Below are 23,626 nucleotides of genomic sequence, written 5' to 3'. Positions count from 1 at the left end.
AGGAATACAAGATGAAAATGATGGGTGTTTCCATGCATTTTCATATAAAAGGTTGTTCTGAAGATACTGTGTCATATCTATTCTGTTTGGATATCGGATGGACAGTCTTCTGCATCCCGGCGCAGACACCCAAGCACCCGGATGGTCTTGCCATAGACCAGTGCATCGGCAATTTTTCTCCGTGCCTCATGGAGGTCACGCCAGAGGGTTTTTCGGGAGATGCCGATGGTGGCGGCTGCCGCTTCCTGGTCAAAGCCAAGGAGATCGACAAGCCTCAGCACCTCCAGCTCTTCGGGAAGAAGGAGAATCTGCTCCTCATGAACCGTCCTGTTTCCGCATAGCGGTGCAAAACACCTGAATTGCCCCTCGTCATCGATCATACGGGCAACTCGTGGCCGTCCACGCCGCTTTCCGCAGCATCCTCTACCGTCCTGTTGTGGTGTCATGGCATATCAAGTTTGAATCTAATCTGGTCCCAGACTGTCGAGATGACTTTTGAAGCCGGACTATCGGTTCGTGTGATCGGGGTGCCCTGCCTGACTGCGGTTACAACAGCACTGTCAAATGGGATCTTACCAACAGTTGCGATTCCTTCTTCTTCTGCATATGCCTCGATTTCGCTGGTAATCTCTTCAAGGAGATCAAACCGGTTTATCAACAGGAGAATAGAGAGGTCAAACCTCCGGCAGACAGTCACAAGACGTTTGCAGTCATGGAGGGCTGAAACGCTGGGCTCGGTGACGATCAGTACTGCGTTCATCCCGCTGATCGTTGAGATAAGGGGACAGCCGATCCCGGGGGGTCCATCGACGAGGAGCACCTCTGCGGATGGATCGATAGTGAGTGCCCGTTTCTTCACTTCATGGACGAGGAGTCCGGATGTGCCAGAGCCGGGGAAGAGACGGGCATGAACGAGCGGGCCAAATTCTGTTGAAGAGGTATAGATCTCGCCGCAGACCCTCTTTTCCATCATTGCTGCACCTTCCGGACAGATATAGCAGCAGAGTCCGCATCCTTCACAATGGAGAGGATGTACTTCCGCCCGTTCATCGTGCATCGTTATAGCGCCGAATGCACAGGTGTTGACACAGATTCCACACCCAATACAGAGATCCGGATCGATTCGTGCGACATCAAGACCGGAAAACGGCTCAGTGGTGAGATGTGTGGGTGAGAGGAGGAGCTCGAGGTTGGCTGCATCAACATCGCAGTCTGCCAGCACCTGTTTCCTGGTATTGGTATCCGCGAGTGCACAGGTCACCATCGTCTTCCCAGTTCCCCCTTTCCCACTGATCACTGCAATCCTGATCATTGTACTCCCTCCATCGTTTTGATCACCGAATCAAAAAGTTCAATGAACTGCTCTTTCCATCCCGAAAGTTCGCACGCGATAAGGTTTCCTTTGTTCTGGATAGCAGCTATTTCCCTATCAAATGGAATAGTCATAAGGACTGGTAGTGAATGTGCTGTGCAGAAATCCCTGATTATTTCATCATCTCCATCACTGCGGTTTATCACAACACCGGAAGGAATCCCAAGCTCCTCAGCAACACCGTATGCGAGCCTGAGATCATGGATGCCGAATGGGGTTGATTCGGTCACAAATATGCAATAATCCACGCCATCAAGTGTCTCGATGACGGGGCATGCAATTCCCGGTGAAGCATCGTAGAGGATGAGGGGATGCCCTTCTGCCTGATCCTTTGCCATCCTGATAACAGGCGGCGCCTGAACCTCCCCTTCCTGTAACAAGCCTGTAATAAGGGTGAGTCCCGGAATGGGTTTTCGGATCTGAACCACTCCAATCTGCCTCTCAATTTCATTGATAGCTCCAATCGGGCAGACCCGAAGACACCCTCCACATGAGTGGCAGAGTTCTGGAAGAAAGAGGTGGCGATCCTTAAAGATGGTCAGTGCCCCAAACCGGCAGAACTCCCCGCATGCTCCACAGTATGTACACCGTGTAGAATCAATCTCAGGGATCTGTACCATTACCGGGAGATCCTCTGATTGTGCGGGAAAGAAAAGGTGGATGTTTGGCTCCTCAACATCACAGTCGACAACGGTAACCGGCTGCCTCTGTGCAAGTGAAAAGGCAAGATTGGCTGCCACTGTGCTCTTGCCGGTTCCTCCTTTTCCGCTTGCGATTGCAATCTTCATAAGCAAAGGATCAGGAGATTGAGGGGAGATTTCCGGCAAGAAATGCCTTCACTGCATCAGCAACCGTGCCGCCGCCGCGATAGGAGTAGGCTTTAATCCCGCTTGTAGCAAGCGCCTCTGCGGCATTGCCCCCCATCTGTCCGGTGATGAGATACTGTGCCCCATGGTCGACAACGGTTGAAACCGATCGTGGACCAACGCCCCCTGATGCCTGGGCAAACGCATTCTGAACCGATTCAATTGTTCCTGTCTTCAGGTTAAGAATGATGAAGTAAGGCGCACGTCCAAACCGCTCTTCAAAGGGTGCATCCACGCCTGCAGCCTGTGCTGTAATGCAGATTATTGCTCCTTCTCTGTCGTCATGGCCGCATTCGTCTTCAGGTCCGTGATGACATGTGCTCTCCCCGGCTGTAAGATCTCCGCGTACATATGCCTCCGCTACGGAATCGACATCTCCGGAAACCCCCAGGATGACATCAATGCCATTCTGGTGGAAGAGATCGATTGCCCGTGGACCCATGCCTCCTGCAATCACAAGGTTTGCACCATGTTCTGCAAGGAAGCGGGGAAGTTTTCCGGGTTCATGTCCGGGGCTGTTAAGATCTGCTCCCCTGACAGCCTTGTCGTTCTCAACAGAAAATATGGCATATTTCTGACAATGTCCAAAATGAGCCGATACTTCTGTTCCATCCATTGCGATTGCGATCTTCACTCTTGCACCTCCGTCTGGTTTGCGGGCTGGAAGAATCTCCCTCCACGCATACGTCCTCCGCCAAAGCCTCTGCCGCATCCACGTGGCAGACCGCCTCTTCCGAGTCCGTAAATTGGTCTTTCAGTCTGTACTGCACTCTGTGCGTCAGGTGCCGGGGCAACACAGCGCCCCATGCGCCTTCCGGTCATTGGCCCCATACCCTGGGGTCCTGTTCCATCTAATCCTGGCATTATGTATCACCTGTTTTGGTATATGTACTCATATGCGCAAAAATACTTAAATATTGTGGTCTTACTCATGAAACCTCATAGCTTTTGGGTTTCATTCTATGTTTATGAAGAGGGGAGTGAAAGGGCAATCAATAGTGATTCCTCAGAATGGTTCTCTTGTGTTCCTCTTGGTTGCCCTGAAAAATTGGAGGTATATTAAAACCGTCTCTGTGTCCATCTCCTGCCAAATCCCCTAACGCCTCCGCGTGCGACTCCGCCTCTTCCACGTCCGATTAGCATTTGTCTTTCAGTCTGTACTGCATCCTGTACGTCAGGTTCCATGGCAACGCAGCGCCCCAAACGCCGTCCAGTTAGTGGTCCCATACCGCGGGGTCCTGTTCTATCAAATCCTGGCATTGTGTATCACCTGTTTTTGGTAATAAGTACTCATATGCGCATAATGCCAAAAAGGTATTGATTGTACTAACAACCCGGTTTGTTTATGTTTGTGTCCTTTCAAATAATCCCATATCATGAGGATCAAGGTCATCTCTCCGGATATCGTCACTTATGGCGCAATGGTGATCGGCGGAGTGCTCAGGGAGCAGGGACATGATGTTTCCATATCGCATTTCATTGAAAATACAACTGCTGAAATCCTGCTTCTATCGCTCTATTCCACCCAGCATCTCTTTGATGATCGTATAAAAAAAGTAATTGAGTCACATAAGAAGCGGGGCGGCAGGTGTTATGTCGGTGGTCCGGTATCTTCGCATCCGGCTATGGTACTTGGTGAATTATCCCCGGATGCAGTTGTTATTGGAGAGGGTGAAGTGACCACGCCACGGCTGGTTCGTGATGGCCCCTCACCCGAAATGCAGGGGATTGCCTATATGGAAGAAGGGAGGATGGTCACTACCGGTCCATCTTCTCCAGCGCCAATGGAGCGTCCTCTTCCCCTGATACCTTCTGATATCGGGAAACAGAATATCAGGGGTGCGAATGTATATATTGAAACGCACCGTGGCTGTATCGGCGGATGCGGCTTCTGCCAGGTGCCCCGGTACTTCGGGCAGGAGATCAGAAGCCGGAGTATTGAGGCTATTCTCATTGAAGTGCAGGCATTCAGGGATGCCGGGGCGAATCGTGTCTCCATCTCCGGGGGAACCGGATCGCTCTATGCCTCTGAGCAGGGGAAGATGAATGTCCCTGCTTTTGTTGATCTGCTCAGTGGGATTGCCGGGATTATGGGAAGGAAGAATCTCTCCTCCCCGGATATCCGGGTGGATTGCATCACTGACGAGGTGCTTGATGCAATCCGTGACTATACCATCGGCTGGGTCTTTTTTGGGATTGAGTCAGGCAGTGAAGCCATTCTCAGAAAGATGCGGAAAGGGGCAGATGTTGATCAGGTGAGGGATGCCGTGCGCCGCTGCCGTGACCATGGGCTGAAGGTTGCGGGGAGTTTTATTGTGGGATATCCCGGCGAATCCCAAGATGACTATCAGAAGACCAAAGATCTGATCGAAGAGCTCTCACTTGACGATGTTTTTGTAAGTGCGGCAGAGCCGATTCCTAAAACGCCGCTTGCAGATCTTGTCCTCTCCACACCCCAACATGAAAACCCTGTCTATATGCCTCATACGGGAGAATATAAGGCTCTTGGACTGTCTGTTGCAGAAGCGCGTGCCTTTGATCTGATGCTCCATGCCGATCTCAACAAGCCGGTACTTTCAATGGCCGATGATCGGACATTTGATCTCTATCTTGCGGAAGTACGGAAACAGGGATCTGATATCAGAAGAGCAACCGAATGCCTTCTTCGGTACGGGAAATAAAAAAAGGTGGTTTTTCCCACCACCACTGATCCTCGATTTATACGAGTTTATTCAGGGGGTGGTTTGGTTCCTGCACGTCTCCACCGAGTTCGCGGCATGCTTCAGCAAGCACGATGTCGGTGAATGCGGTTGCAGTTGCTGCACCCTCGCAGTTCTCGATTGGACCGAACATAATTAAGTCGGCACCAAGAGTCATTGCCATGATATTGCACCCGATATCGGGGCTTGACCATGCGGCCTGCTTGATTCCCTGGAATCCGCCGAAGTGGTGGTGTCCCATCTGTTCGAGGAGTACATCTTTTCCTTTGTACTGCTCTTCAAGGACGCTCTTTCTCCAGCGTTTCAGCCAGGTCCATGACACAGTCATGTTGTGGTAAGCACCACCGGTCGGAAGACCATGGATCGCCTTGCATGCAAGGATCTCACGGAAGGAGCCGCCTGATCCAAGGCCGAGTGGGGTTGCTGCTGTGTCGAGGATCGGGCGGGTGATACCTGCCTCTTCTGCGATCTGGAGCATACCCTTTGCCTGACCTGCAACGCCACCCTCAACGAGCACCTTCTCACGTCCGGGAACTGAAGGGTCACCGGGATTGAAGGCGAGGACGATTGCGGAGTTAACATCTGAAGCAGCGAGTGCATCAATGTTCTCCTGCGGGATCGAACCGTTGATTGAGTTGTAGATTGCACGGTCTGCAAGGCCTACTTCCGTGACATACTCGCATGCATGGGCAAGTGCTGCCGGTGCTGATGAGTCCATCAGGAAGGGGGTCTTGTTGTCGATACTGTCAAACCAGCTGAAGTAGCTCTCGAATGCCTCGCCATATTCGGCGATGATCTGGATGAAGTATGGGTTGCCGGTGATATCGTACAACTCCATACAGCGGTTCCAGAGCGCTTCTGCCTTTGCTTTGTCAATCTTTCCTGTGTGATCGTCAAGCACGGTCTCGTGCTTGTTATAAAAGATGGATGCGCCGAGTACCCTTGGGTATTCGCCTGGCTGTCCACCGATCTTGATTCCATTAAAGTCGAGAACGGTCTGTTCTTTCTCAAACCTGAACATAGTTGGAACACCTCACTTAGAGCATACTAATTTTCGGAAGGAGCATAAGCAGCATGATGAAGACGATGAGCCCTGCTACAAGGCCATAGAGGATGCCGATGTCACGTCCGATCTTCCTGCCCACCCTCTGGGCAATCTCTGCGTCTGCAAATTCGATCTTCTTCTCAATTGCGTCAAGCCGTTTCTCAATCTCAAGGAACTGGGGGTTCGCTCCGGCAACTGATGTTTCAAGACCGCCTCCGCCTGCCTCTTTGACCTCGACAATCATCGGGTCTGCAGCAAATGCTCCCGGGTCACGTCCCGTGAGTTCTGCGATCTTGGCGTTGATCTTGCCGACGTCCTCAGTCTCCATGATGTTGACGTATTCAACCTGTTCCTGGAAACGCTTGATAGCCGCATCGTCGAGATTCTCGATGAAGGGAATTGCCCCTTCGGCTCCGACGATTTTACCGCCTGAGACGCCTCCCTTGTGGAGTGCTTCAAGTGACTGACCGCTTAAGTGGCCTTTCACTTCCGTTCCACACGCGAGGACGAACCTGATGTTTGGGTTTGCAATGATGTTTGCGATGATCTTCTCAAGCCCGAGGTTCTCGGTCTTGCATGATCCGCATAATGCAGCTCCGCTTGCACAGATGCCCGCTTCATCAAGGTGGGATCCCATGGTGACAACAGCTACACAGCTGTTTGCGTCGCCAGAATGGAAGTCTCCCTTGACGGTTGGCCATCCGCTTGCCGGTGATTTCTTCTCTGCCATCTTTCTTCACCCCAGAACCAGGATCGGCACCATCACGAAGATCAAGGCAAGGAGAAGCCCGGCAACGAATCCGGGGATTCCTGCAGCCATTATGCCAGAATCAAGCTTATTGGTTCTGGCGATGATCTGCGCCTTGTATCGGATGTTCTCAACCATGTTATCAATTGATGTCATTCTGATGCTAGAACCTGCCATTTTACTCACCCCATCAGAAGGAATCCAATAATGGTAAATATTACCACAAGACCAATCATCAGCCCTTCGATTTTTCCTGAGTATACGCCAGCTGCGAACCTGTCACGGTACCCGATATCGGTGACCATTCCCTGGATTATCTTCATCCGGGCATGGATGAGGGCAAGTTCTCCTGAGAGTGGTTTGACTTCGCCGGTTGATTCTTCGCCACCTGCTCCGCCTGCCTCTTTGACCTCGACAATCATCGGGTCTCCGGCAAATGCTCCCGGGTCACGTCCCGTGAGTTCTGCGATCTTGGCGTTGATCTTGCCGACGTCCTCAGTCTCCATGATGTTGACGTATTCAACCTGTTCCTGGAAACGCTTGATAGCCGCATCGTCGAGATTCTCGATGAAGGGAATTGCCCCTTCGGCTCCGACGATTTTACCGCCTGAGACGCCTCCCTTGTGGAGTGCTTCAAGTGACTGACCGCTTAAGTGGCCTTTCACTTCCGTTCCACACGCGAGGACGAACCTGATGTTTGGGTTTGCAATGATGTTTGCGATGATCTTCTCAAGCCCGAGGTTCTCGGTCTTGCATGATCCGCATAATGCAGCTCCGCTTGCACAGATGCCCGCTTCATCAAGGTGGGATCCCATGGTGACAACAGCTACACAGCTGTTTGCGTCGCCAGAATGGAAGTCTCCCTTGACGGTTGGCCATCCGCTTGCCGGTGATTTCTTTTCTGCCATCTTTCTTCACCCCAGGTACTGTAATGCAACGACGGCTGCAATCAGCAGACCAACCGCAAGGCCATACCAGAATGCGGTAACTCCACCGGCATAAAGAAGTGATTTTTCACGGCCGGGGTAGCTGTTCAGAAGATTTCCTTCACCAGAGAGCATATTGACCAGGTCATCTGCAACCTTGTCGAGTTCAGCAACCCGATCAATGATCGGCTGGTAGGACTCTCCGGCTGTCGTCACGAATCCGAGAACTGGATCGGCAACAAGGCCGAACTCAGGTAATACAAGAACATATCCCATGTCTTTCACCTCCAGTTTAGTCCTCGGTCTCCACGATCATCTTGGCATCAAGCCAATCGGCTGCATCGCGCTTCGAGAGGTCAATGAATTGTGCGTAGGTGTAGCCCCATCCAATGATTGCAATCAGAAGCCCAAGGAGTGCTGATCCCATTGATATGAAAGCAAACGAGATGATTGCCATCATGATCATGGAGAGGAAGCCGCACTCTGCTGCGAGCATCAGTGTCCGGTCCTGTGTGTTGGATGGGCCAAGTGCTGCATTGAACGGGTGCTGAATGGCAATGCCTCCGAGCATGAATGCAACTGCGGTAATGCCGCCGCCGACAAACGATGCCTGTGCTGCGGGAACTGCGAATCCAAAGATGCTGATTGTTCCTGCTGTCAGGACGCCGAAGGTAAAGTCTCCGGTTGCCATTGCGGTGAATCCCATGATGGTGAGTGCTCCGATGATCGAGAGTTCAGCTAAGGACTGAACCAGCACCGGGATCTTCATATTCAGCACACTGTCTGCGAGGTAACCAAAGATGGCACCTGAGACTGCTGCAATGATGAGAGCGGCGACTGGTGACATGATGCCGAACTTTGTTCCAACGAGCATTGCAATGATACCTGCGCCAAATGCGACCATGCCTGCGGATGGAACGCCTGTTCCGATACCGTAGCTGCAGAGCCTCTTGATGGTGCTTGTACCCCAGATAAGGGCGATGATTGCACCAATACCGCCGAAGAACGAGAATACATCAAGTCCGGTGATGGTATTGAGGTATGTCAGGTAGATACAGACGATAGATCCGATTAATCCGACAATCAACAGGGTGTTGTGGGGGATTGCGTCTGCGGATGCTTCAACTTTTACTGTCATCTTCTTCACCTCAGAATGGCATCGGCACGATGATCATCAGTGCGAGCAGTCCGGTTAATGCTGATGCAACGGCACTGGCAACGATAGCCCGTGGGAACCGCTTGAACTTGGGGTCATGCGGACCCTCGATTGTACCGGTGATGTTGTACGCGGTAAGGACAGCGTTGACAAGGAACATGCCGATAGCAAAGATACCTGCAACACTGACTGCAATCGGCATGATGCTCTCTGTCGTTCCACCCATCAGTGTGGGAAGCCCGTTTACATATGCATCATAGAGCGAGATGTAGATCAGTGTTCCGCCAAAACCTCCGATAAGGCCGCCAAGGACACCGCCTACATAGGAGATGAACGGCAGGCCGTGGCCTTCGGTACCCTGGCTCTTGTACTCGTCCTGTGAGTCGCCGGTTATGGGATCATTTCTGACCTTTCCGGATGCTGACGGAATGCCCATACCATAGACGTACGTGACATTGACGAACATACAGGTCAGTGCCATCAACAGTGCGCCTCCGATAGCTCCTGTTCCAAGTGCCGGAAGGTAGCCAAACTGGGCTGCCCATGCTCCCTTAAAGAGACCGGCAAGGCCTGCACCAGCTGCGAGCATCGTAACACCGGTAGCAATACCTGGTGCCTGGCCCATTGCGGCAGGTGCTCCACCGACCGGAACAAGGTGGACACTGAATGTAACAAGCATTCCTCCGACGATGATGCCGATTAATGAATAGAAAATGGCCATCGTGAAGAAGCCTGCCATGGTCATATAGTACCCGATACCGACGACAACGAGCAGTAATACAATTGCGATTGCTGCCGGACCCTTGGGCATTTCTGCGCCGCCGGCGGGTTTAGCTGCGATTGCTGACATTATGCTGCCTCCTCATCAGGTTTTTTCTCTGGCGCCGTATATGGGCCGTAGGTCTTGCGTGCCCAGACCTCAATGAACCGTGCCATGATCGTAATGAGAAGAACAATAATTCCTCCGACGATGACTGAGCCCCATCCTCCGAAATAATGTTCGAAGATGAGGTGCCTCCAGAGTTCGAAGAAGACGATCAGGCCAAAGCAGATACCAGATGCGGGTCCTGCGTACTTTGCGGTGAACCAGCCATTGTCCAGTGAGCTTCTTTCGCCTGCCTCAGCATAGCGGACGATGTTTCCGGATGCTGAAATAGGGACACCTGCTCCGAACTTCTGGTTCTGGTACTGGCGCTCTTTCCCGTAATACGGATTTCCAACGGCTGATCCGGCGGCTCCAAGTGCGATACCCCAGATAATACCGAGGATCGGAAGCGGGAACGGATGGCCGAGTACTGCGTTCATCAGGTAACAGATTGTTACCGTTGCAAATATCGCAACAAATGCATGAGCTGTTGTGACCGGTGTAACCGATTTCAGGATATCAACATAGACCGGCTGCCCGAACTTGGCGAGACTTGCAGTCCTGCCAAGATACGCGGTGGTTGCATATACGCCCTGAACAAAAGATGCCAGTACGCTTCCAAGGATGATAGCAAGAACCGGATTGACGTTCATTGCCATAAATGCCCATGCAACACCCGCACCAAGAGCGATCCAGAGAGCCCAGGATGGTGGCTCACCTGCCACAGCCTTATTGAAGATACGGTGCATGTATCCCATCTGCGGTGCGAGCTGAACCTGTGAGTTCGGGTCACCCTGGGATCCGATATTGGATTCGGTATCCTCGGCTGCCCCTGCCACAGCGGCAAGCGCTCCCGCAAATGCTGCTACTCCAATACTTAATACGATGTTCTCCATGTGAGATTCTCCCTTGATCTATAAGAGTATGAGAGTGTTCGATCAGCGCTGCTTCTCCAGAGTCGGAGTACTACGTGTAGATATAGAAGACTTGATAGTGATTGAGTTAAAGGTTTCGAAATACTGCTGAATTGGGGCATTGTCACTCTCTTTTTGAGAGAAAGACTATGAATTTCGGGCCTGTATTTCAGAACATCTTTCATTAGAGAAAAAAAGTTTGGTTTGAAAGATTTACTTTGCGGGGATGATGAGCGAGCGCTCGCCTGCTGGCATGAACTCGCGGATCGCACCGCGTGCAAACTCCTTCCTTGGTTCGGCGAAGTCGAACTTCAGGGCGGGGTCTGCGAAGCAGATCTTGATGAGCGGGGAGAGTGACCATGCGTCGCCACGTCCGTAGTGTGCACCACCGACGATAGCTGCATATTCTCCCTGGTGGCCGACATTCATTGCGTAGTTGGGGTAGTTTGGTCCACGGAACTCGCCGATACAGCCTTCGTCAGGACGGACAGACATGGTGTTTGCTGAACCACACTGATCCTGCAGGTCGTAGCCGAAGAATCCAAGACGTGACCATCCCTCTTTGTGCATAAGCATCGAGAGGTACCAGCCGTTCAGACCGGCGTTTGAGTAACCGGTTGCAATTGAGGTCGATAGACCACAGGCTGCTGCCATGACACCCGCACGCTGGGAACCGCCGAAGTGGTCTTCCATCATGGTCGGGTACTGTTCGTACTGCTCCATTGCATTGAGGTTGACCTCGGTTGCAATGTCGTTGACAACTTCCTGGGTTGGCTTGACCTTGTCGTTTGGATTGGGGTTCTGCCAGTCGACCTTGTACTTGTCTTTGATGTAGTCCATACCATAGTAGGTGAACTCATCGAGGATGTTGTCGGTGTATGCTGCAGTTGCATACTGGGTGAATCCGACACCGCCGGACATGTAGGAGCCGAGCCAGATCTGGTCGAAGAGCATCGTTCCTGCACCGACAACCTCAAGGGATGCCTTTGCTGGGTCATTTGGATACTTCCGGTCTGCCTGGATCATGTCGGCGAAGTTGCCAAACAGGATACCACCTGGCTCGTTTGGACCACGGGCACGGCGGGCTGGCAGGTGTGAGGACATCTGGATGACACCGGCGTGCTTTGCTGCGTAGGAGAGGTCAGCGACTGCTGCTTCGCCTGCGCACATGCGGTATGCACCGATGAAGGACATACCGATCTGCATGGCAGACCACCGGGAGGTTGTTCCACCGTCGCAGGTGCGGGAGACGGTTGTCGGGATGTGGACACACTGCCACATGGACTTGCCGACTGCGCCCATCAGGGCCTCTGCCTGCTTCTTCGGGAAGAGCTTCTCGACGTTGATTAAGAACTGCGGCTCGATATCGTCTGCAAGCTCGGAGTCTCCGGTGAAGACCTTGACGTAACAGTCGTCGGTGAGCGCAGGGTGGGTCTCGACCATGTGCTCCTGAACAACGGCTGCTCCGGGCATTGCGTGGTTGACGACGTGGAGGTATTCGTTGATCGTCTCAGGGGTAACTTCCTTGCCGAGACGCTTCTGGAGGGTCTGGTGGGTAAGGTCCATGTTGACGATAACGGTTCTCCTGATGTCGTCCCAGAACTGCTGCATGGCAGAGTTGTTGACGAAGTGGAGGTCGTCACCCTCGACGAAGGTGCCGGTGCCTGAGACTTCGTAGGTCATCAGCTGGCGCTGGCCCATCGGGATACCGCCAAGGTGGCAGCGTGCCGGGTCGTACATGTCAATGCCACGCTCTTTGACGATCTTCTCGTTTGCTGCCATGAACTCCTTCTTACGGGGAGACTGGTTCAGACCGTCAAATGCATAGAACTTGGCTTTCTGGGATTCTACATCCTGTCCCGGGAACTTCTCCTTCAGTGCCTTCAGGAAGAGTTTCTGTGCTCTCTCAATTTTTGCCATCTTTTATCACTCCTTGGGCATGTATCCGTATTTTGTTCTCAGGCTGTGGATACGCTGGATGTACTCGATGTACTCTGCGTCATTCCGGTATGGGTTCCCACCGAGGACGTGGAAGATGGTCGTATTCTCGCCGAGCCATTTCTCGTCCATGGGCTTGCCGACTGCAACCTTCTTGTCGATCGGGGTTCCGATCTGGTCTTTGACGTACTTGACGATGCCGTCTTTGTCGAGGATACACCTCTGGAGCATGTCAAACATCATGCCGTCCTCTGCGAGACGGAGTGAGTGTCCGTGCACAGTTGCGCCACGGATACCGACACGTGCCGGGTCGAAGAGGTTGGTGTTGATTAAGTCCTTTGAGATCTGCTCAAGGTCACGCTCACGGCACTCGACGATCTGACGACCTGAGAGCGTACCTGGGTCAATACCACGGTACCGGTACATCTCGGTATAGGTTCTCTGGTATGGCTGTGATGGTGCGTTCAGCATTGAGTCTGCGAACTGGATATACCGGACGCGGTCTCCTGCCTTTGCTCCCTCGGTTGGGGCGACGATCTTTCTGATCGGGCAGTCCGGCTCACCCTGCTCTGCGAGTGGCGGGTGTGCGGTTGGGTATGCCTGTCCTGGTGCGCGGTGTCCGAGGATAAGAACGACGTCCTCATCGGTTACATCACGAATCTTTTCGAGTTTTATATCCCGGTTCATCTGCTTTCGCCTGTTTTCGGCGACCTTGGAGGTTCCCGGGCCATACTGTGGTTTGTATGCCATAAACTAATTCACCTCAGTGAAGGTTTTTTCCTTCATTGTTCGTAGTACTTCGCGGATAACATCTGCCAGTTTCTCCCGCGTAGGCGTCTGCCCGCGTGTTACGCCGCTCACGATAGCAACTACAGTTCCTTTCGTCCGTATTGCATCTGCGGAGGGCATCACATAGGCGGTCTTTACTCCTTCCCGTGCGAGATCCTCGTAATCGATCGGCGCCTGGGAGACGACGACCGCTCTGATATCGCACGATTCAAGTATGCTTCTGACTTTATGAACAACATGCGATCGAACATTGCCATGGTGAAGAACAGCGACTTTATGCCGTTCGATCTGTTCGATCTCACGGTAATTCAAGCCGAAATTTGCACCTATGGCCGCTCCGCCTGCGTTTCCTGCATCAGCGGGGATGCCGCTGCCCGCGTTCAACACCAGGGTACTTACGCTGTATTCGACCCCCTGCTGCCTGAGTGCTGACGTGATATCGCAGATCGGCTTTGTCACATGCCTCCGTCCGGGAGACATTGCCACCACGATGACGTCCGGGTACCGGCATTCGGAGATCGTCCCGCGCTGTGCGAGCGATCCACCTTTGCCCATCCCCATGGACTGGCGGCAGTCGACGACCTGTGTCACACGTCCTATTGGCATGTTATCTATTCCCCTGCAGGATGATCGGTCGGGTTTTGCTCTTTGGGTCAACCATGCCGAGGATACGTTCGTCTTCGACGATTCCGTACTTTGCATAATCGGTCATGGTCATACTGGAGCGCATGAATCTGCCCTCCTGAAGAGTGAATGGGAAGTTCGTAAGAACCGCCTCGCATGCTTTTCTGATCTCCGGTATTGGTGTTTCATCCTCAAGTTCCATGAGGATCGTTCCTACCTGTACCTGGAGTTTGATCGTCTCACCCTGGACCTCAATTTCTCTGCGCTGGGCAATCACATTTGGTGTGCCACGGGCAGGGCCGTATGGAACGGTCTCCGGTACCCTTGGACCATTAATGACGATCCGTCGGATACCGGTTTTTGAGAGGATCTCATTTAAGAGAACCTCTGCGGTATCGGGGGTGAGGAAACGTGCGGGGACGATTCGTATCTGGGGATAACTGGTTTCTGCCATTTGAATCCTTGATTGGAGACTGATTATACAGCCTTTGCAATTGCCTGGATCGGCTTTGCAAACTCATCGATCTGGCCGAAGGTGTCCTGATAGATCTTCGAGGTTGACTCTGGCGAGAACATCTGGGTTCCTGCATCAAGTGCACATGCGGCAACGATACATGGGATACCGACACCGGCTGCGTGCCTGGTGACGACGTGGTTGCCGTTGAAGATACCGGGGCCTCCACCACCGTAGATCGAGTGGCTGAAGAAGGAGAAACCGACTGCTACACCCATGACACGGCCGTAGTCACAGCCTGGGAGACCGGTCTCGTGCTCAAGCAGGTCATTGAAGTACAGGAGTGTTGAAGATACTGCCTGTGCGAAACGGCCGGCACCACAGTTGACCATGGTTGCGGCGAGTGTGCCTGCTGCTGCATATGCATTCCAGAGCATCGGGTCCTTCGTGTCATAGAACTGGAAGTAGCCGCCCTTCTTTCCGGGTACGATGACCTTGTCCTCGATTGCACGCTCAACAAGCGACTGGACGACGGTACCAACAGTTCCGGTCTGGCCGTTCTTCTTGACGAGATCGTAGACAAGGTTGTTTGCATTCAGTCCCTGGTAGGCGTAGAGGAGCATCTGTGCACGCTCGAACGGGCCGATTGCGGCTCCCATCTCGAACTCTCCTGCCTGCTCAAAGGTTGCTGAGAGTGCTGCACCCTGCATTGCGTTCTTGTGGGTCATCATGACGGCGTGGTTTGCCGGGATGTTCCGAAGCGCGTAGCCGAGACCTTCGTTGTTCTGTGGGATGGAAAGGATAGACTGGACGCCCGCTCCTGCCATGTCCATTGTCTGTGGGTAGGTACCCCAGACGGCTGCCTTGACGGTGTTTGCGTCAAACATGCCGACATTGAACTGTTCCATGATGGCATAGGTGGTTGCGGATGCAACTGCGGTGATTGATGCATCGTAGGTGGATGCTGCGGTCAGCCGGGCAGTTGGCGCCTGAACGAGAAGGAGCTTCCCTCCGCCGTAGGTGTTGATGACTGTGTCATCCCCATCTGCTACCTGTACCATCTCCTTGATCTTTGCGGTGACTGCGTCAGCGTTCTTGACGATGTCAAGGTCAAGCTCACGGCCAAGGATCTGCTGGTGTTTGCCGATCTTACCGGTCTTGAGTGCTGCTTCGATTCCACCGAGGTTCACTGCGACAGTCCTCTTGGTGAGGTTAACGAGCTTCAGGATCGCTGGGTTTGTCAGCGGGCTGACCTTGTCGAGTGCGACGTTGCTCTTCAGGAGCTTGCCGTTGTCGTCATAGAGGTCGATTTTGTCTGAATATTTTGCCATAAATTTTCCTCCAAATACCGTTTGATTTGATACATTCCGGTCATTGAATGCTGAATGCTAAAAGATGTCACTGAATTGGGTACTGATGATGATTGGCACGTCCCCTCTGGGACATTGAATAATACCGTATCTCAGAATATAAGTGTTGTCTTTTCATCTTCGGGGAATATATTATCTCTAGATGTAAAATAAAAATAAAAAAAGGGGTAATATTCAAATATAGGAACGATGTTCAGTTTTTCACTGAACGATAGTAAGATTATATTGAGACATTTGTACAACTATGTATGTTGTAATACCAACACCTCATCCTACATATCTCTGCGCTCCCGAGGATCAGGATATCTCCGGGCCGGATACGATGTTCTCCGGTAAAATCTTCTCCAGAACACTTTTTTTAAGCGAATCGAACCCTATTTCATCGAGCTGATCTCCAAGGAGGCGCCCATCCCATGCCTTCCGATAGATCCAGGTGACGATCATATCTATGACCGCCTGTGTATCATCGATCGTCCTTACCGTAACCAGGGGGCGGCTGGGCATCGGGTGCCTCCCACGCCTGCCTCCGACGGAGATCAGGTACGCAGGCGGATCGCCTTTTATAATATGGAACGGGCAGATATGAATGCAGTTTCCACAGTCGATGCACTTCTGGCGATCCAGTACAATCTCTCCTCTCTTCACGAAAAGAGCTCCTTCTTTACAGAAATTGACGCAGGTGCCGCAGCCTGTGCAGAGTCCGGGGTTTCTGATTGGCTGCCGGACTCCGGTGATGCCAATCTCGCAGAGCCGCTCTGATACACAGCTGTTTGGGCAGGCAGAAACGGCTACTCTAACCCTGACCGGCATATTTTTAGCAAAATATTTCCTGTCTATCTCAAGGGCGATACCGATCGAGTCGATATTTGCGAGCCTGCACCGGTCGATTCCGGGGCATGCGGTGATATTGACGATCTCTTCTCTCTCGGATCCTACTGGTGTGCCGTTCTCTTCAAGCGCTCTTCCAAGTGCCTCGAGATCTTCGATTTTGACATGCGGGATCTCCATTGTCTGCCGGGTGGTGAGGTGGGCGGTGCCTGCTCCATATTCCTCAGTGATCCGTGCAATCCCTGACAGTTGTGTTGGCGTGATGATGCCTGCCGGAAGCCTGATCCTGACACAGCAGAAATCGCTGTTCCTCTCGGTGATCACACCTCCGCGGGTGTGCATTCCGGTGTCTCGCTCGATCTCCATATGGTACCTCCTTCGTTTCTATACTAATAACTCCTATCATCTTCTGCATCGCTGAGAAGTTCTACACATTGATTGAGCGTTGTTGTAACGGCTCTCATGGATTTTCCCACTAATGCAAGGCATCCAATCTCCTCTCCAAAGGCTTCTTTGAAGCCAATGTTCAATAATCTCCCATCAGATCCCGTTATGCCGGGAGCTCTGCCAGCTACCTCTGCAACGTCCTGAAGTGCTTTATTGGTAACTCCATGCAGGATCAGCAGACTGCCATATGTTCCTGGTCCGGTGTCATGCAGCAGCCTGTCCAGAACAGCCTTTGGGGTGTACCATGTCGGAAAAAGGCTGAGGTTGAGGAGGACCTCCTCAGGCGTTGGATTCCTCATCAGAATGTAGTTGCCTTCGAGGTCTCCAAGGGCAATGCCCGGAAGGGGTATGTTCTTAAAACCCTCCACAATACAGTACTCTGCTCCCCTGTCAGATGCGGCATCAAGAGCGTTGGTCAGGCGTTGATCTGCAAGGATCAGAATGCTCTTCTCTTCATCAATGGCACAGGTCCCTGATGCCCCTGCCCGGAAATGCAGGGTGGTATCTTTCCCCTCCTCAAGAGCAAGTGGGTGGTGTCCGCTGTGTTTGATCGTCTCGACACGGCCCTTTGCGGCAAGCTGCCTGCATAAACACTCTACAAGGGTGGTTTTCCCGGTATTTGATCTTCCGAAGATGTGGATGACAATCATCTGAATTGTAGATGGTGCGTTTCAACAATTAGTATTCTCTCTTTTCGGTTTTTCTCTGCATCTTCCACCGATATTCATCATATTTTAGAGAAAAATGGCTACCTATAAATACTCTCGATTAATAATGTAGAGTTATCCGAGGTAAGTTAACCATGGAAATGAAATATGTACCAACGACCTGCCCGTACTGCGGGACAGGATGCACATTCAACCTCGTCGTCGTTGACGGCAAGGTCACGGGCGTCGCCCCCTACCAGCGTTCCCCTGTCAATGAGGGAAAACTCTGTCCAAAGGGCGTGTATGCCCACGAGTTCGTGAACCGCGAAGACCGGCTGACCACTCCTCTCATCAAGAAAGATGGAAAGTTCGTCGAAGCCAGCTGGGACGAGGCATATGACCTGATCGCCCAGAAACTGAAGTCGTACAAGGCAGATGAGATGGCGGTGCTTGCCTCTGCAAGAACCTCGAACGAGGACAACTACGCGATCATGAAGTTCGCCCGCGGTGTCTTAAAGACCCGCCACATCGACCACTGTGCCCGTCTCTGCCACGCCTCGACCGTTGCCGGCCTTGCTGCGACATTCGGGTCCGGTGCAATGACCAACTCGATCGGCGACATCGCCCAGTCGAAATGCGTCTTCATCATCGGGAGCAACACCTTCGAACAGCACCCGCTTATTGGGCGCCGAGTCATGCAGGCAAAGAAGAACGGTGCGAAGATCATCTACGCCGACCCCCGTCTCACCCCGACCGGCAAACAGGCTGACCTGTACATGCAGTTTAGATCCGGCAGTGATGTTGCTATTCTCAACGGCCTGATGCAGGAGATCATCAGAAACGGCTGGGAAGACAAGGAGTTCATCGCCAACCGGACAAAAGACTTTGAAGCGCTGAAAGCAGTCGTTATGAAGCCCGACTACAGCCTCGAGAACGTCTCAAAGATCTCAGGCATCCCCGTTGACCAGCTGAAGACCGCCGCTGAGTGGATTGCGAAATCCGGTGCAACCGCGATCCTGTACTCGATGGGTATCACGCAGCACACCGTTGGTGTCGACAACGTCAAATCGGTTGCCAACATCCAGATGCTCTGTGGCAACCTCGGCAAACCCGGTGCCGGCGTGAACGCGCTCCGTGGCCAGAACAACGTGCAGGGCGCCTGTGACATGGGAGCACTCCCTGTCGTCTTCACCGGATACCAGAAGGTGATCGATGAAGCCGCCCACAAGAAGTTCTCGGATGCCTGGGGCTTCCCCGACGGTATCTGCGAACCAAAGAACGGGTATGAAGTCACCACCATGATGGATGTCTTAACCGAGAAACCCGGTGAGCTGAAAGCAATGTACATCATGGGCGAGAACCCGATGCTCTCCGACCCTGACCTGACACATGTCGAACACGCAATAAAAAGCCTTGAGTTCCTCGTTGTGCAGGATATCTTCCTGACCGAGACCGCCCAGCTTGCGGATGTCGTGCTTCCCGCAACCTGCTATGCCGAGAAGGACGGCACCCAGACCTCGACCGAGCGGCGTGTCCAGATGTGGCGGAAAGCCCAGGATCCGCCCGGCCAGGCCAAACTCGACTGGCAGATCCTCGCCGAACTCTCGGCAAAGATGGGGTATGCAGGCCAGTTCCCATGGCAGAGTGCTGAAGACGTCTTCAATGAGATCGCTAAAGTCACGCCATCCTATGGCGGTATGAACTACGAGCGTCTCCGCAAGCCCGAAGCGCTGCACTGGCCCTGCCCGACAACTGAGCATGCAGGTACACCAATCCTGCATATCGGCAAGTTCTCGCACCCTGATGGCCTTGGAGTCTTCTTCCCGATCGAGTTCAAGTACCCGGCCGAAGTTCCGGATGCAGAATACCCATATATCTTCACAACCGGCAGAACCCTGTTCCACTGGCATACCGGTTCAATGACCCGTCGTTCCGCATCGCTTGAGAGCGAGGTTCCGACCGGCTGGATCGAGATCAATACTGAAGATGCACACGATCTCGGTGTTGCTGATGGCGAGATGGTGGTCGCAAAGACCCGCCGTGGCGAGATCAAGGTGCCTGCCCGCGTGACAGAGGAGATCATGAAGGGTGTGATGTTCATGCCGTTCCACTTTGCAGAATGTGCGGCAAACGTCCTGACCAACAACGCACTTGACCCGATCGCAAAGATTCCGGAGTTCAAGGCCTGTGCTATAAAGATTGAGAAGATACAGGAGGCCTGAAGATGGTAGCAAAAGGCGATATGCTCTATGCATGGGCAAAGGAATCAGAACTTGCTGAGAAAGGTGAGTGCGGAGGAGCAGTATCCACGCTCCTGAAGTACGCGCTTGAGAGCAAGATGGTTGATGGTGTCCTTGCTGTCAAGAAGGGAGCAGACATCTATGATGCAACACTCGAACTCATCACCGATCCGGCTGAGATCGTAGGATCTGCCGGATCCCTCCACTGCGGTACATTGCTCATCCCGAAGATGATCAAGAAGTACCTCGGCGGTGCAGGCACCATGAAGATCGCCGTCCCCGTAAAGGGATGCGATGCAATGGCATTCTATGAGCTTGCCAAGAGGAACCAGATCAACCTCGACAACGTCATCATGATCGGTGTCAACTGTGGTGGGACAGTCTCCCCGGTTGTTGCCCGGAAGATGATCAAGGAGAAGTTCGAAGTTGATCCAGCTGACGTTGTGAAAGAGGAGATCGACAAGGGCCAGTTCATCATTGTCACAAAGGATGGACAGCACAAGGGAATCTCCATCGATGAGCTTGAGGAAGAAGGCTACGGCCGGAGGAGCAACTGCCGCCGGTGCAAGATGAAGATCCCCCGCCAGGCAGACCTTGCCTGTGGTAACTGGGGTGTCATCGGTGACAAAGCCGGAAAGGCAACCTTTGTTGAGGTCTGTTCCGAGAAGGGAGCAAACCTTGTAAATGGTGCTGTAAAGGCAGGAACTCTTGAGACCGGAGCAGCAGACGAAAAGGGTATCGCAATCCGCAGCAAAGTCGAGAATGCAATGCTGAAACTTGGTGACAAGTGGCGGCAGCATGACTTCGAAGCGCTCGGCGAAGGCCGTGAGCGTCTTGAGAAGATCATGAAAGAGACTTCAAAGTGTATCAAATGCTACGCATGCATTGAGAACTGCCCGATCTGCTACTGCGTCGAGTGCAGCACCAAGAAGCCTCACCTTGTAAAGCCCGGACAGGTGCCCCCAAGCTTCATGTTCCACATGATCCGGTTTGCCCACATCTCGGACTCCTGTATCAACTGTGGCCAGTGCGAGGAACTCTGTGCGATGGATATTCCAAATGCACTCTTCATGCACGCCCAGCAGGTTGAGCTTCAGAAGATGTTTGGCTTCACACCCGGTATCAACATGGATCCACCAGTCCTTGCCTATGCCGAGGAGAGGGTTGAGCGGAAGCGTCTTGATGACACAGGCTCAGACCAGATCTTTGACAACGTCTTCAAAGAATAAAGAATTGAAAACATTGTGGGAATACTCCCATATGATTTTTTTAAAAAATTGTTCTCTGTTTGTCTATTTTTATCTGTTTCTCAGATCCTCCTGGTCACTATTATTGTAAATATGGAGTACATTTAATTGACATAATTAACTCAATATAAAAAGAAATGCTCATGATGTTCTCTCTCCATACTATACCTGATGAATGATGCATTTGAATTGAAAATATCCTCATCACGGGGGAAAGAATGCGATCTGACGCGGGATTATCCTGTTCTTGTATTTGATGGATCCCGGTTTGTTTCAGATGCCGTTTCGATCTGTATTGAGGAACAGGTGCGTTTGTTCCTGAATGGAGAGCATTGCACGACAATGGTGGCAACGCCGGATGAACTTGTGGAATTTGCAGTTGGCTTTATCATTGATGAGGGGTTTTTACAGGGCATACATGAGATTGACTCGATCAGAATCGATGATCTTTCAATAGATATACGGACAAGATCCGATGCGGCTTGTATTAATAGTCATGATCTGGAAGTTGGGAGTTCAGGAGGGGCTGAGAATGCCGGCCGATCCGATGAAGAGGCTCCCGCTCTTCCGGACGGGTGCGTCTTCCCTGTTGACGCGGTCTTCTCAGCAGTTGACAGGCTGCATGATCTTTCAAACACCTGGAAAAAAACCGGGGGCACCCACTCGGCACTGATTCTTACAATGAATGGAGATCTGGTTGCATATGCCGAGGATATGGGGAGGCATACTGCAATCGACAAAGCAATCGGCAAGGCACTGATAAAGGGCACTTCACTCTCCACCTGTTCCCTGACATGCAGCGGCAGGCTTCCTGCTGGCATGATCCGGAAAGCATATCGCGTTGGTATCCCTCTTATCATATCAAATAATGCACCGTTTAGTTCGGGCATTGATATGGCAAACAAACTGAATATCACCGTTGCCGGGTTTGTGCGGAGGCCACGGGCGGTTATATATTCAGGCATGAACCGAATTCGGGGTTCAGATTCCTGTCTCTGAAAAGATCTGGCTGGGAGTGGGCTTTTTGCTTACTGTATTATCTTAAGGGTGGAGTGCCCTTCAATCCTCTGCCTTGCATTATCCAGCCCATCTAAAAAAGTATTTATATTGAAATCTTCCGGAAATAGTTCGTACCTGCACAGCTGATACAAAGATCGCCCTGCGCAAGATAGTCCGGCACTGTTTCCCCACACATAGTGCAGGTAACGGATTTCCATTTCTTTTTGATTTCGGTTTGAACCATCACTTTCTCATAACTGAGTATCTTCCTCCCTGCAATAAAGATCTCATCGAGGAGCGGCATTACATTACCATGATGATCAAATGAGGGATCATTGGTAAACCATGCATTGATAATCGGATACTGTTTGAGCTTATTGAGATCGACAAACACCCGCACTCCTTCCACTTCCGGATCCCATGATTTGCGGTTGATAGTAATTGCAAATCTGCCTATGGGAATGACTCTCAGCCGGTTGTTCCCTACGGTGCAACCGGCGATAATCTGTAATGCATCCGGTGCACATTTGTGTGTTTCACTGACTGCATAGAGAATCTCATCTGGTTGTGCCTTGAGCAGTTCGAGAGCATATTCTGTCATATATACTCCGATGAGAAGTCCCGGTGCTGAAAAGGTGTGGAAACGACTGCATTTTAATAAATGTTCCTTTGTTTGTGGGTTTACACCTTGTTTATCCATCAATGCCTCTATTTCCGGAAGTATGTCGAGTGTCAACATAGCTCAACTATTTGGTAAATACATCATAATATCTTTTCTATCAAGGTAATTGTTGGTTATTAACCATTCAACTTTTGAGTTATCTTGTCTCTATTTGTTTAATTCAGGACGTCTGCTTGATAAATTACATATCTCCATTTCGAAATGGCTCTGAGTAACCGGGTATTCTGGTGATTAGTATAAATATACCCGTATCGTCTCTTTAGGTTCATATAAGAGATCGTGGTATGATCGATATTGATATATGAAAATAAGTGTTTTTACAACTTATATAATAAGTTTGTGTAATTGCTTTATATTGCAATTCTTTCAAAACGCGCACGGGCTTTTGGCTCTGTTTGGGGTTATTATTCGATACTTTGATATTTGTTTACTGGGTTAATTTTACCTTCTATATAGAAATTATGGTATTCTTTTATATGTGGTTACTCTGAGTACACGTGATCTCAAGCTGGTGTTTGTGACTCGCTGAGATTATTTGAAATGGAGTATCGAAATGAATGAAACTAGAGAAATGATGAGGTATGTCCCGACCACCTGCCCGTATTGCGGTGTTGGTTGCGGGTTGAACCTCGTTGTGAATAACGGAAAGGTTGTCGGTGTTGAGCCTTATAAGCGAACACCCGTCAACGAAGGCAAACTCTGTCCAAAGGGTATTTCCTGTTGGGAGTTTGTGCACAGCCCCGATCGCC

General features: G+C 51.7%; 27 protein-coding genes. 5 read left to right on the top strand and 22 right to left on the bottom strand.

Features of this window, described 5'->3' with window-relative positions:
- Nucleotides 1-77 precede the first annotated feature (77 nt).
- From FTO68_RS06695 to FTO68_RS06670, 6 genes are all read right to left on the bottom strand, one after another.
- Nucleotides 78-446 (bottom strand): DUF134 domain-containing protein, encoded by a 369-nt coding sequence (locus FTO68_RS06695; RefSeq protein ID WP_255332611.1) that lies wholly within the window; start codon nt 444-446, stop codon nt 78-80.
- Nucleotides 443-1,312 (bottom strand): ATP-binding protein, encoded by an 870-nt coding sequence (locus FTO68_RS06690; RefSeq protein WP_255332610.1) that lies wholly within the window; start codon nt 1,310-1,312, stop codon nt 443-445. The genes FTO68_RS06695 and FTO68_RS06690 overlap by 4 nt, the downstream gene beginning before the upstream one ends.
- A complete protein-coding gene (locus FTO68_RS06685; RefSeq protein WP_255332609.1) occupies nt 1,309-2,160 on the bottom strand; it encodes a nucleotide-binding protein in 852 nt (283 codons plus the stop codon). Before FTO68_RS06685 ends, FTO68_RS06690 begins: the two co-directional genes overlap by 4 nt.
- 10 nt (nt 2,161-2,170) lie before the next feature.
- On the bottom strand, nt 2,171-2,872 hold the full coding sequence (locus FTO68_RS06680) for a NifB/NifX family molybdenum-iron cluster-binding protein (protein WP_255332608.1): 702 nt from the start codon (nt 2,870-2,872) through the stop codon (nt 2,171-2,173).
- Entirely contained in the window at nt 2,869-3,102 is a 234-nt protein-coding gene (locus tag FTO68_RS06675) for a DUF5320 domain-containing protein (protein ID WP_255332607.1), read from the bottom strand. Before FTO68_RS06675 ends, FTO68_RS06680 begins: the two co-directional genes overlap by 4 nt.
- 195 nt (nt 3,103-3,297) lie before the next feature.
- Nucleotides 3,298-3,498: a DUF5320 domain-containing protein gene (locus FTO68_RS06670; RefSeq protein ID WP_255332606.1), complete on the bottom strand. Its 201-nt coding sequence runs from the start codon at nt 3,496-3,498 to the stop codon at nt 3,298-3,300.
- 116 nt (nt 3,499-3,614) lie between these two features.
- Between FTO68_RS06670 and FTO68_RS06665 the strand changes: the two genes are divergently transcribed.
- A complete protein-coding gene (locus tag FTO68_RS06665) occupies nt 3,615-4,919 on the top strand; it encodes a methyl-coenzyme M reductase glutamine C-methyltransferase (RefSeq protein ID WP_255332605.1) in 1,305 nt (434 codons plus the stop codon).
- Between the two features lie 37 nt (nt 4,920-4,956).
- On the opposite strand, the gene mtrH is transcribed toward FTO68_RS06665, so the two are convergent.
- The 15 genes from mtrH to mobB form a co-directional block, all read right to left on the bottom strand.
- A complete protein-coding gene (gene mtrH, locus FTO68_RS06660) occupies nt 4,957-5,979 on the bottom strand; it encodes a tetrahydromethanopterin S-methyltransferase subunit H (protein WP_255332604.1) in 1,023 nt (340 codons plus the stop codon).
- A gap of 16 nt (nt 5,980-5,995) precedes the next feature.
- Nucleotides 5,996-6,733: a tetrahydromethanopterin S-methyltransferase subunit A gene (gene mtrA, locus FTO68_RS06655; protein WP_255332603.1), complete on the bottom strand. Its 738-nt coding sequence runs from the start codon at nt 6,731-6,733 to the stop codon at nt 5,996-5,998.
- A gap of 6 nt (nt 6,734-6,739) precedes the next feature.
- Complete coding sequence (locus FTO68_RS06650) at nt 6,740-6,928, bottom strand: tetrahydromethanopterin S-methyltransferase subunit F (protein WP_255332602.1); 189 nt, start codon at nt 6,926-6,928, stop codon at nt 6,740-6,742.
- Nucleotides 6,929-6,933: 5 nt separating this feature from the next.
- Nucleotides 6,934-7,659 (bottom strand): tetrahydromethanopterin S-methyltransferase subunit A, encoded by a 726-nt coding sequence (mtrA, locus tag FTO68_RS06645; RefSeq protein ID WP_255332601.1) that lies wholly within the window; start codon nt 7,657-7,659, stop codon nt 6,934-6,936.
- A 6-nt stretch (nt 7,660-7,665) separates the two neighbouring features.
- Entirely contained in the window at nt 7,666-7,953 is a 288-nt protein-coding gene (mtrB, locus tag FTO68_RS06640; RefSeq protein WP_255332600.1) for a tetrahydromethanopterin S-methyltransferase subunit MtrB, read from the bottom strand.
- A gap of 16 nt (nt 7,954-7,969) precedes the next feature.
- Nucleotides 7,970-8,815 carry a tetrahydromethanopterin S-methyltransferase subunit MtrC gene (mtrC, locus tag FTO68_RS06635; protein ID WP_255332599.1) on the bottom strand — a complete coding sequence of 282 codons (846 nt, stop codon included), beginning with the start codon at nt 8,813-8,815 and terminating at the stop codon, nt 7,970-7,972.
- Nucleotides 8,816-8,825: 10 nt separating this feature from the next.
- Nucleotides 8,826-9,683, bottom strand: a complete 858-nt coding sequence (mtrD, locus tag FTO68_RS06630; protein ID WP_255332598.1) for a tetrahydromethanopterin S-methyltransferase subunit D — start codon at nt 9,681-9,683, stop codon at nt 8,826-8,828.
- Complete coding sequence (gene mtrE / locus FTO68_RS06625; protein WP_255332597.1) at nt 9,683-10,594, bottom strand: tetrahydromethanopterin S-methyltransferase subunit E; 912 nt, start codon at nt 10,592-10,594, stop codon at nt 9,683-9,685. The genes mtrD and mtrE overlap by 1 nt, the downstream gene beginning before the upstream one ends.
- Nucleotides 10,595-10,825: 231 nt before the next feature.
- Complete coding sequence (gene mcrA / locus FTO68_RS06620) at nt 10,826-12,532, bottom strand: coenzyme-B sulfoethylthiotransferase subunit alpha (protein WP_255332596.1); 1,707 nt, start codon at nt 12,530-12,532, stop codon at nt 10,826-10,828.
- 6 nt (nt 12,533-12,538) lie between these two features.
- A complete protein-coding gene (gene mcrG, locus FTO68_RS06615) occupies nt 12,539-13,300 on the bottom strand; it encodes a coenzyme-B sulfoethylthiotransferase subunit gamma (protein WP_255332595.1) in 762 nt (253 codons plus the stop codon).
- A 3-nt stretch (nt 13,301-13,303) separates the two neighbouring features.
- Nucleotides 13,304-13,945 carry a methyl-coenzyme M reductase I operon protein C gene (gene mcrC / locus FTO68_RS06610; protein ID WP_255332594.1) on the bottom strand — a complete coding sequence of 214 codons (642 nt, stop codon included), beginning with the start codon at nt 13,943-13,945 and terminating at the stop codon, nt 13,304-13,306.
- A 1-nt stretch (nt 13,946) separates the two neighbouring features.
- On the bottom strand, nt 13,947-14,417 hold the full coding sequence (gene mcrD / locus FTO68_RS06605; RefSeq protein WP_255332593.1) for a methyl-coenzyme M reductase operon protein D: 471 nt from the start codon (nt 14,415-14,417) through the stop codon (nt 13,947-13,949).
- Between the two features lie 23 nt (nt 14,418-14,440).
- Nucleotides 14,441-15,748 (bottom strand): coenzyme-B sulfoethylthiotransferase subunit beta, encoded by a 1,308-nt coding sequence (gene mcrB, locus FTO68_RS06600; RefSeq protein ID WP_255332592.1) that lies wholly within the window; start codon nt 15,746-15,748, stop codon nt 14,441-14,443.
- Nucleotides 15,749-16,084: 336 nt separating this feature from the next.
- Entirely contained in the window at nt 16,085-16,981 is an 897-nt protein-coding gene (locus FTO68_RS06595) for a ferredoxin-like domain-containing protein (RefSeq protein WP_255332591.1), read from the bottom strand.
- Between the two features lie 23 nt (nt 16,982-17,004).
- A complete protein-coding gene (gene mobB, locus FTO68_RS06590; RefSeq protein WP_255332590.1) occupies nt 17,005-17,712 on the bottom strand; it encodes a molybdopterin-guanine dinucleotide biosynthesis protein B in 708 nt (235 codons plus the stop codon).
- A gap of 152 nt (nt 17,713-17,864) precedes the next feature.
- On the opposite strand from mobB, the gene fdhF reads away from it, so the two are divergent.
- The 3 genes from fdhF to fdhD all read left to right on the top strand — a co-directional run bounded on the left by fdhF (nt 17,865) and on the right by fdhD (nt 22,195).
- Nucleotides 17,865-19,931, top strand: a complete 2,067-nt coding sequence (gene fdhF / locus FTO68_RS06585; protein WP_255332589.1) for a formate dehydrogenase subunit alpha — start codon at nt 17,865-17,867, stop codon at nt 19,929-19,931.
- Between the two features lie 2 nt (nt 19,932-19,933).
- Nucleotides 19,934-21,178, top strand: coding sequence for a Coenzyme F420 hydrogenase/dehydrogenase, beta subunit C-terminal domain (locus FTO68_RS06580; protein ID WP_255332588.1), 1,245 nt, complete (start codon nt 19,934-19,936; stop codon nt 21,176-21,178).
- A 189-nt stretch (nt 21,179-21,367) separates the two neighbouring features.
- Nucleotides 21,368-22,195 (top strand): formate dehydrogenase accessory sulfurtransferase FdhD, encoded by an 828-nt coding sequence (gene fdhD / locus FTO68_RS06575; protein ID WP_255332587.1) that lies wholly within the window; start codon nt 21,368-21,370, stop codon nt 22,193-22,195.
- 103 nt (nt 22,196-22,298) lie between these two features.
- On the opposite strand, the gene FTO68_RS06570 is transcribed toward fdhD, so the two are convergent.
- Nucleotides 22,299-22,895 carry an FmdE family protein gene (locus FTO68_RS06570; protein ID WP_255332660.1) on the bottom strand — a complete coding sequence of 199 codons (597 nt, stop codon included), beginning with the start codon at nt 22,893-22,895 and terminating at the stop codon, nt 22,299-22,301.
- 535 nt (nt 22,896-23,430) lie between these two features.
- Between FTO68_RS06570 and FTO68_RS06565 the strand changes: the two genes are divergently transcribed.
- A partial coding sequence (locus tag FTO68_RS06565) for a hypothetical protein (RefSeq protein WP_255332586.1) occupies nt 23,431-23,626 on the top strand: 196 nt, incomplete at its 3' end.

The organism is Methanocalculus taiwanensis, assembly GCF_024372745.1.
GTDB classification, from domain to species: domain Archaea; phylum Halobacteriota; class Methanomicrobia; order Methanomicrobiales; family Methanocorpusculaceae; genus Methanocalculus; species Methanocalculus taiwanensis.
The sequence above is the reverse complement of the archived record's forward strand: the minus strand, read 5'-3'. Positions and strand labels throughout refer to the sequence as shown.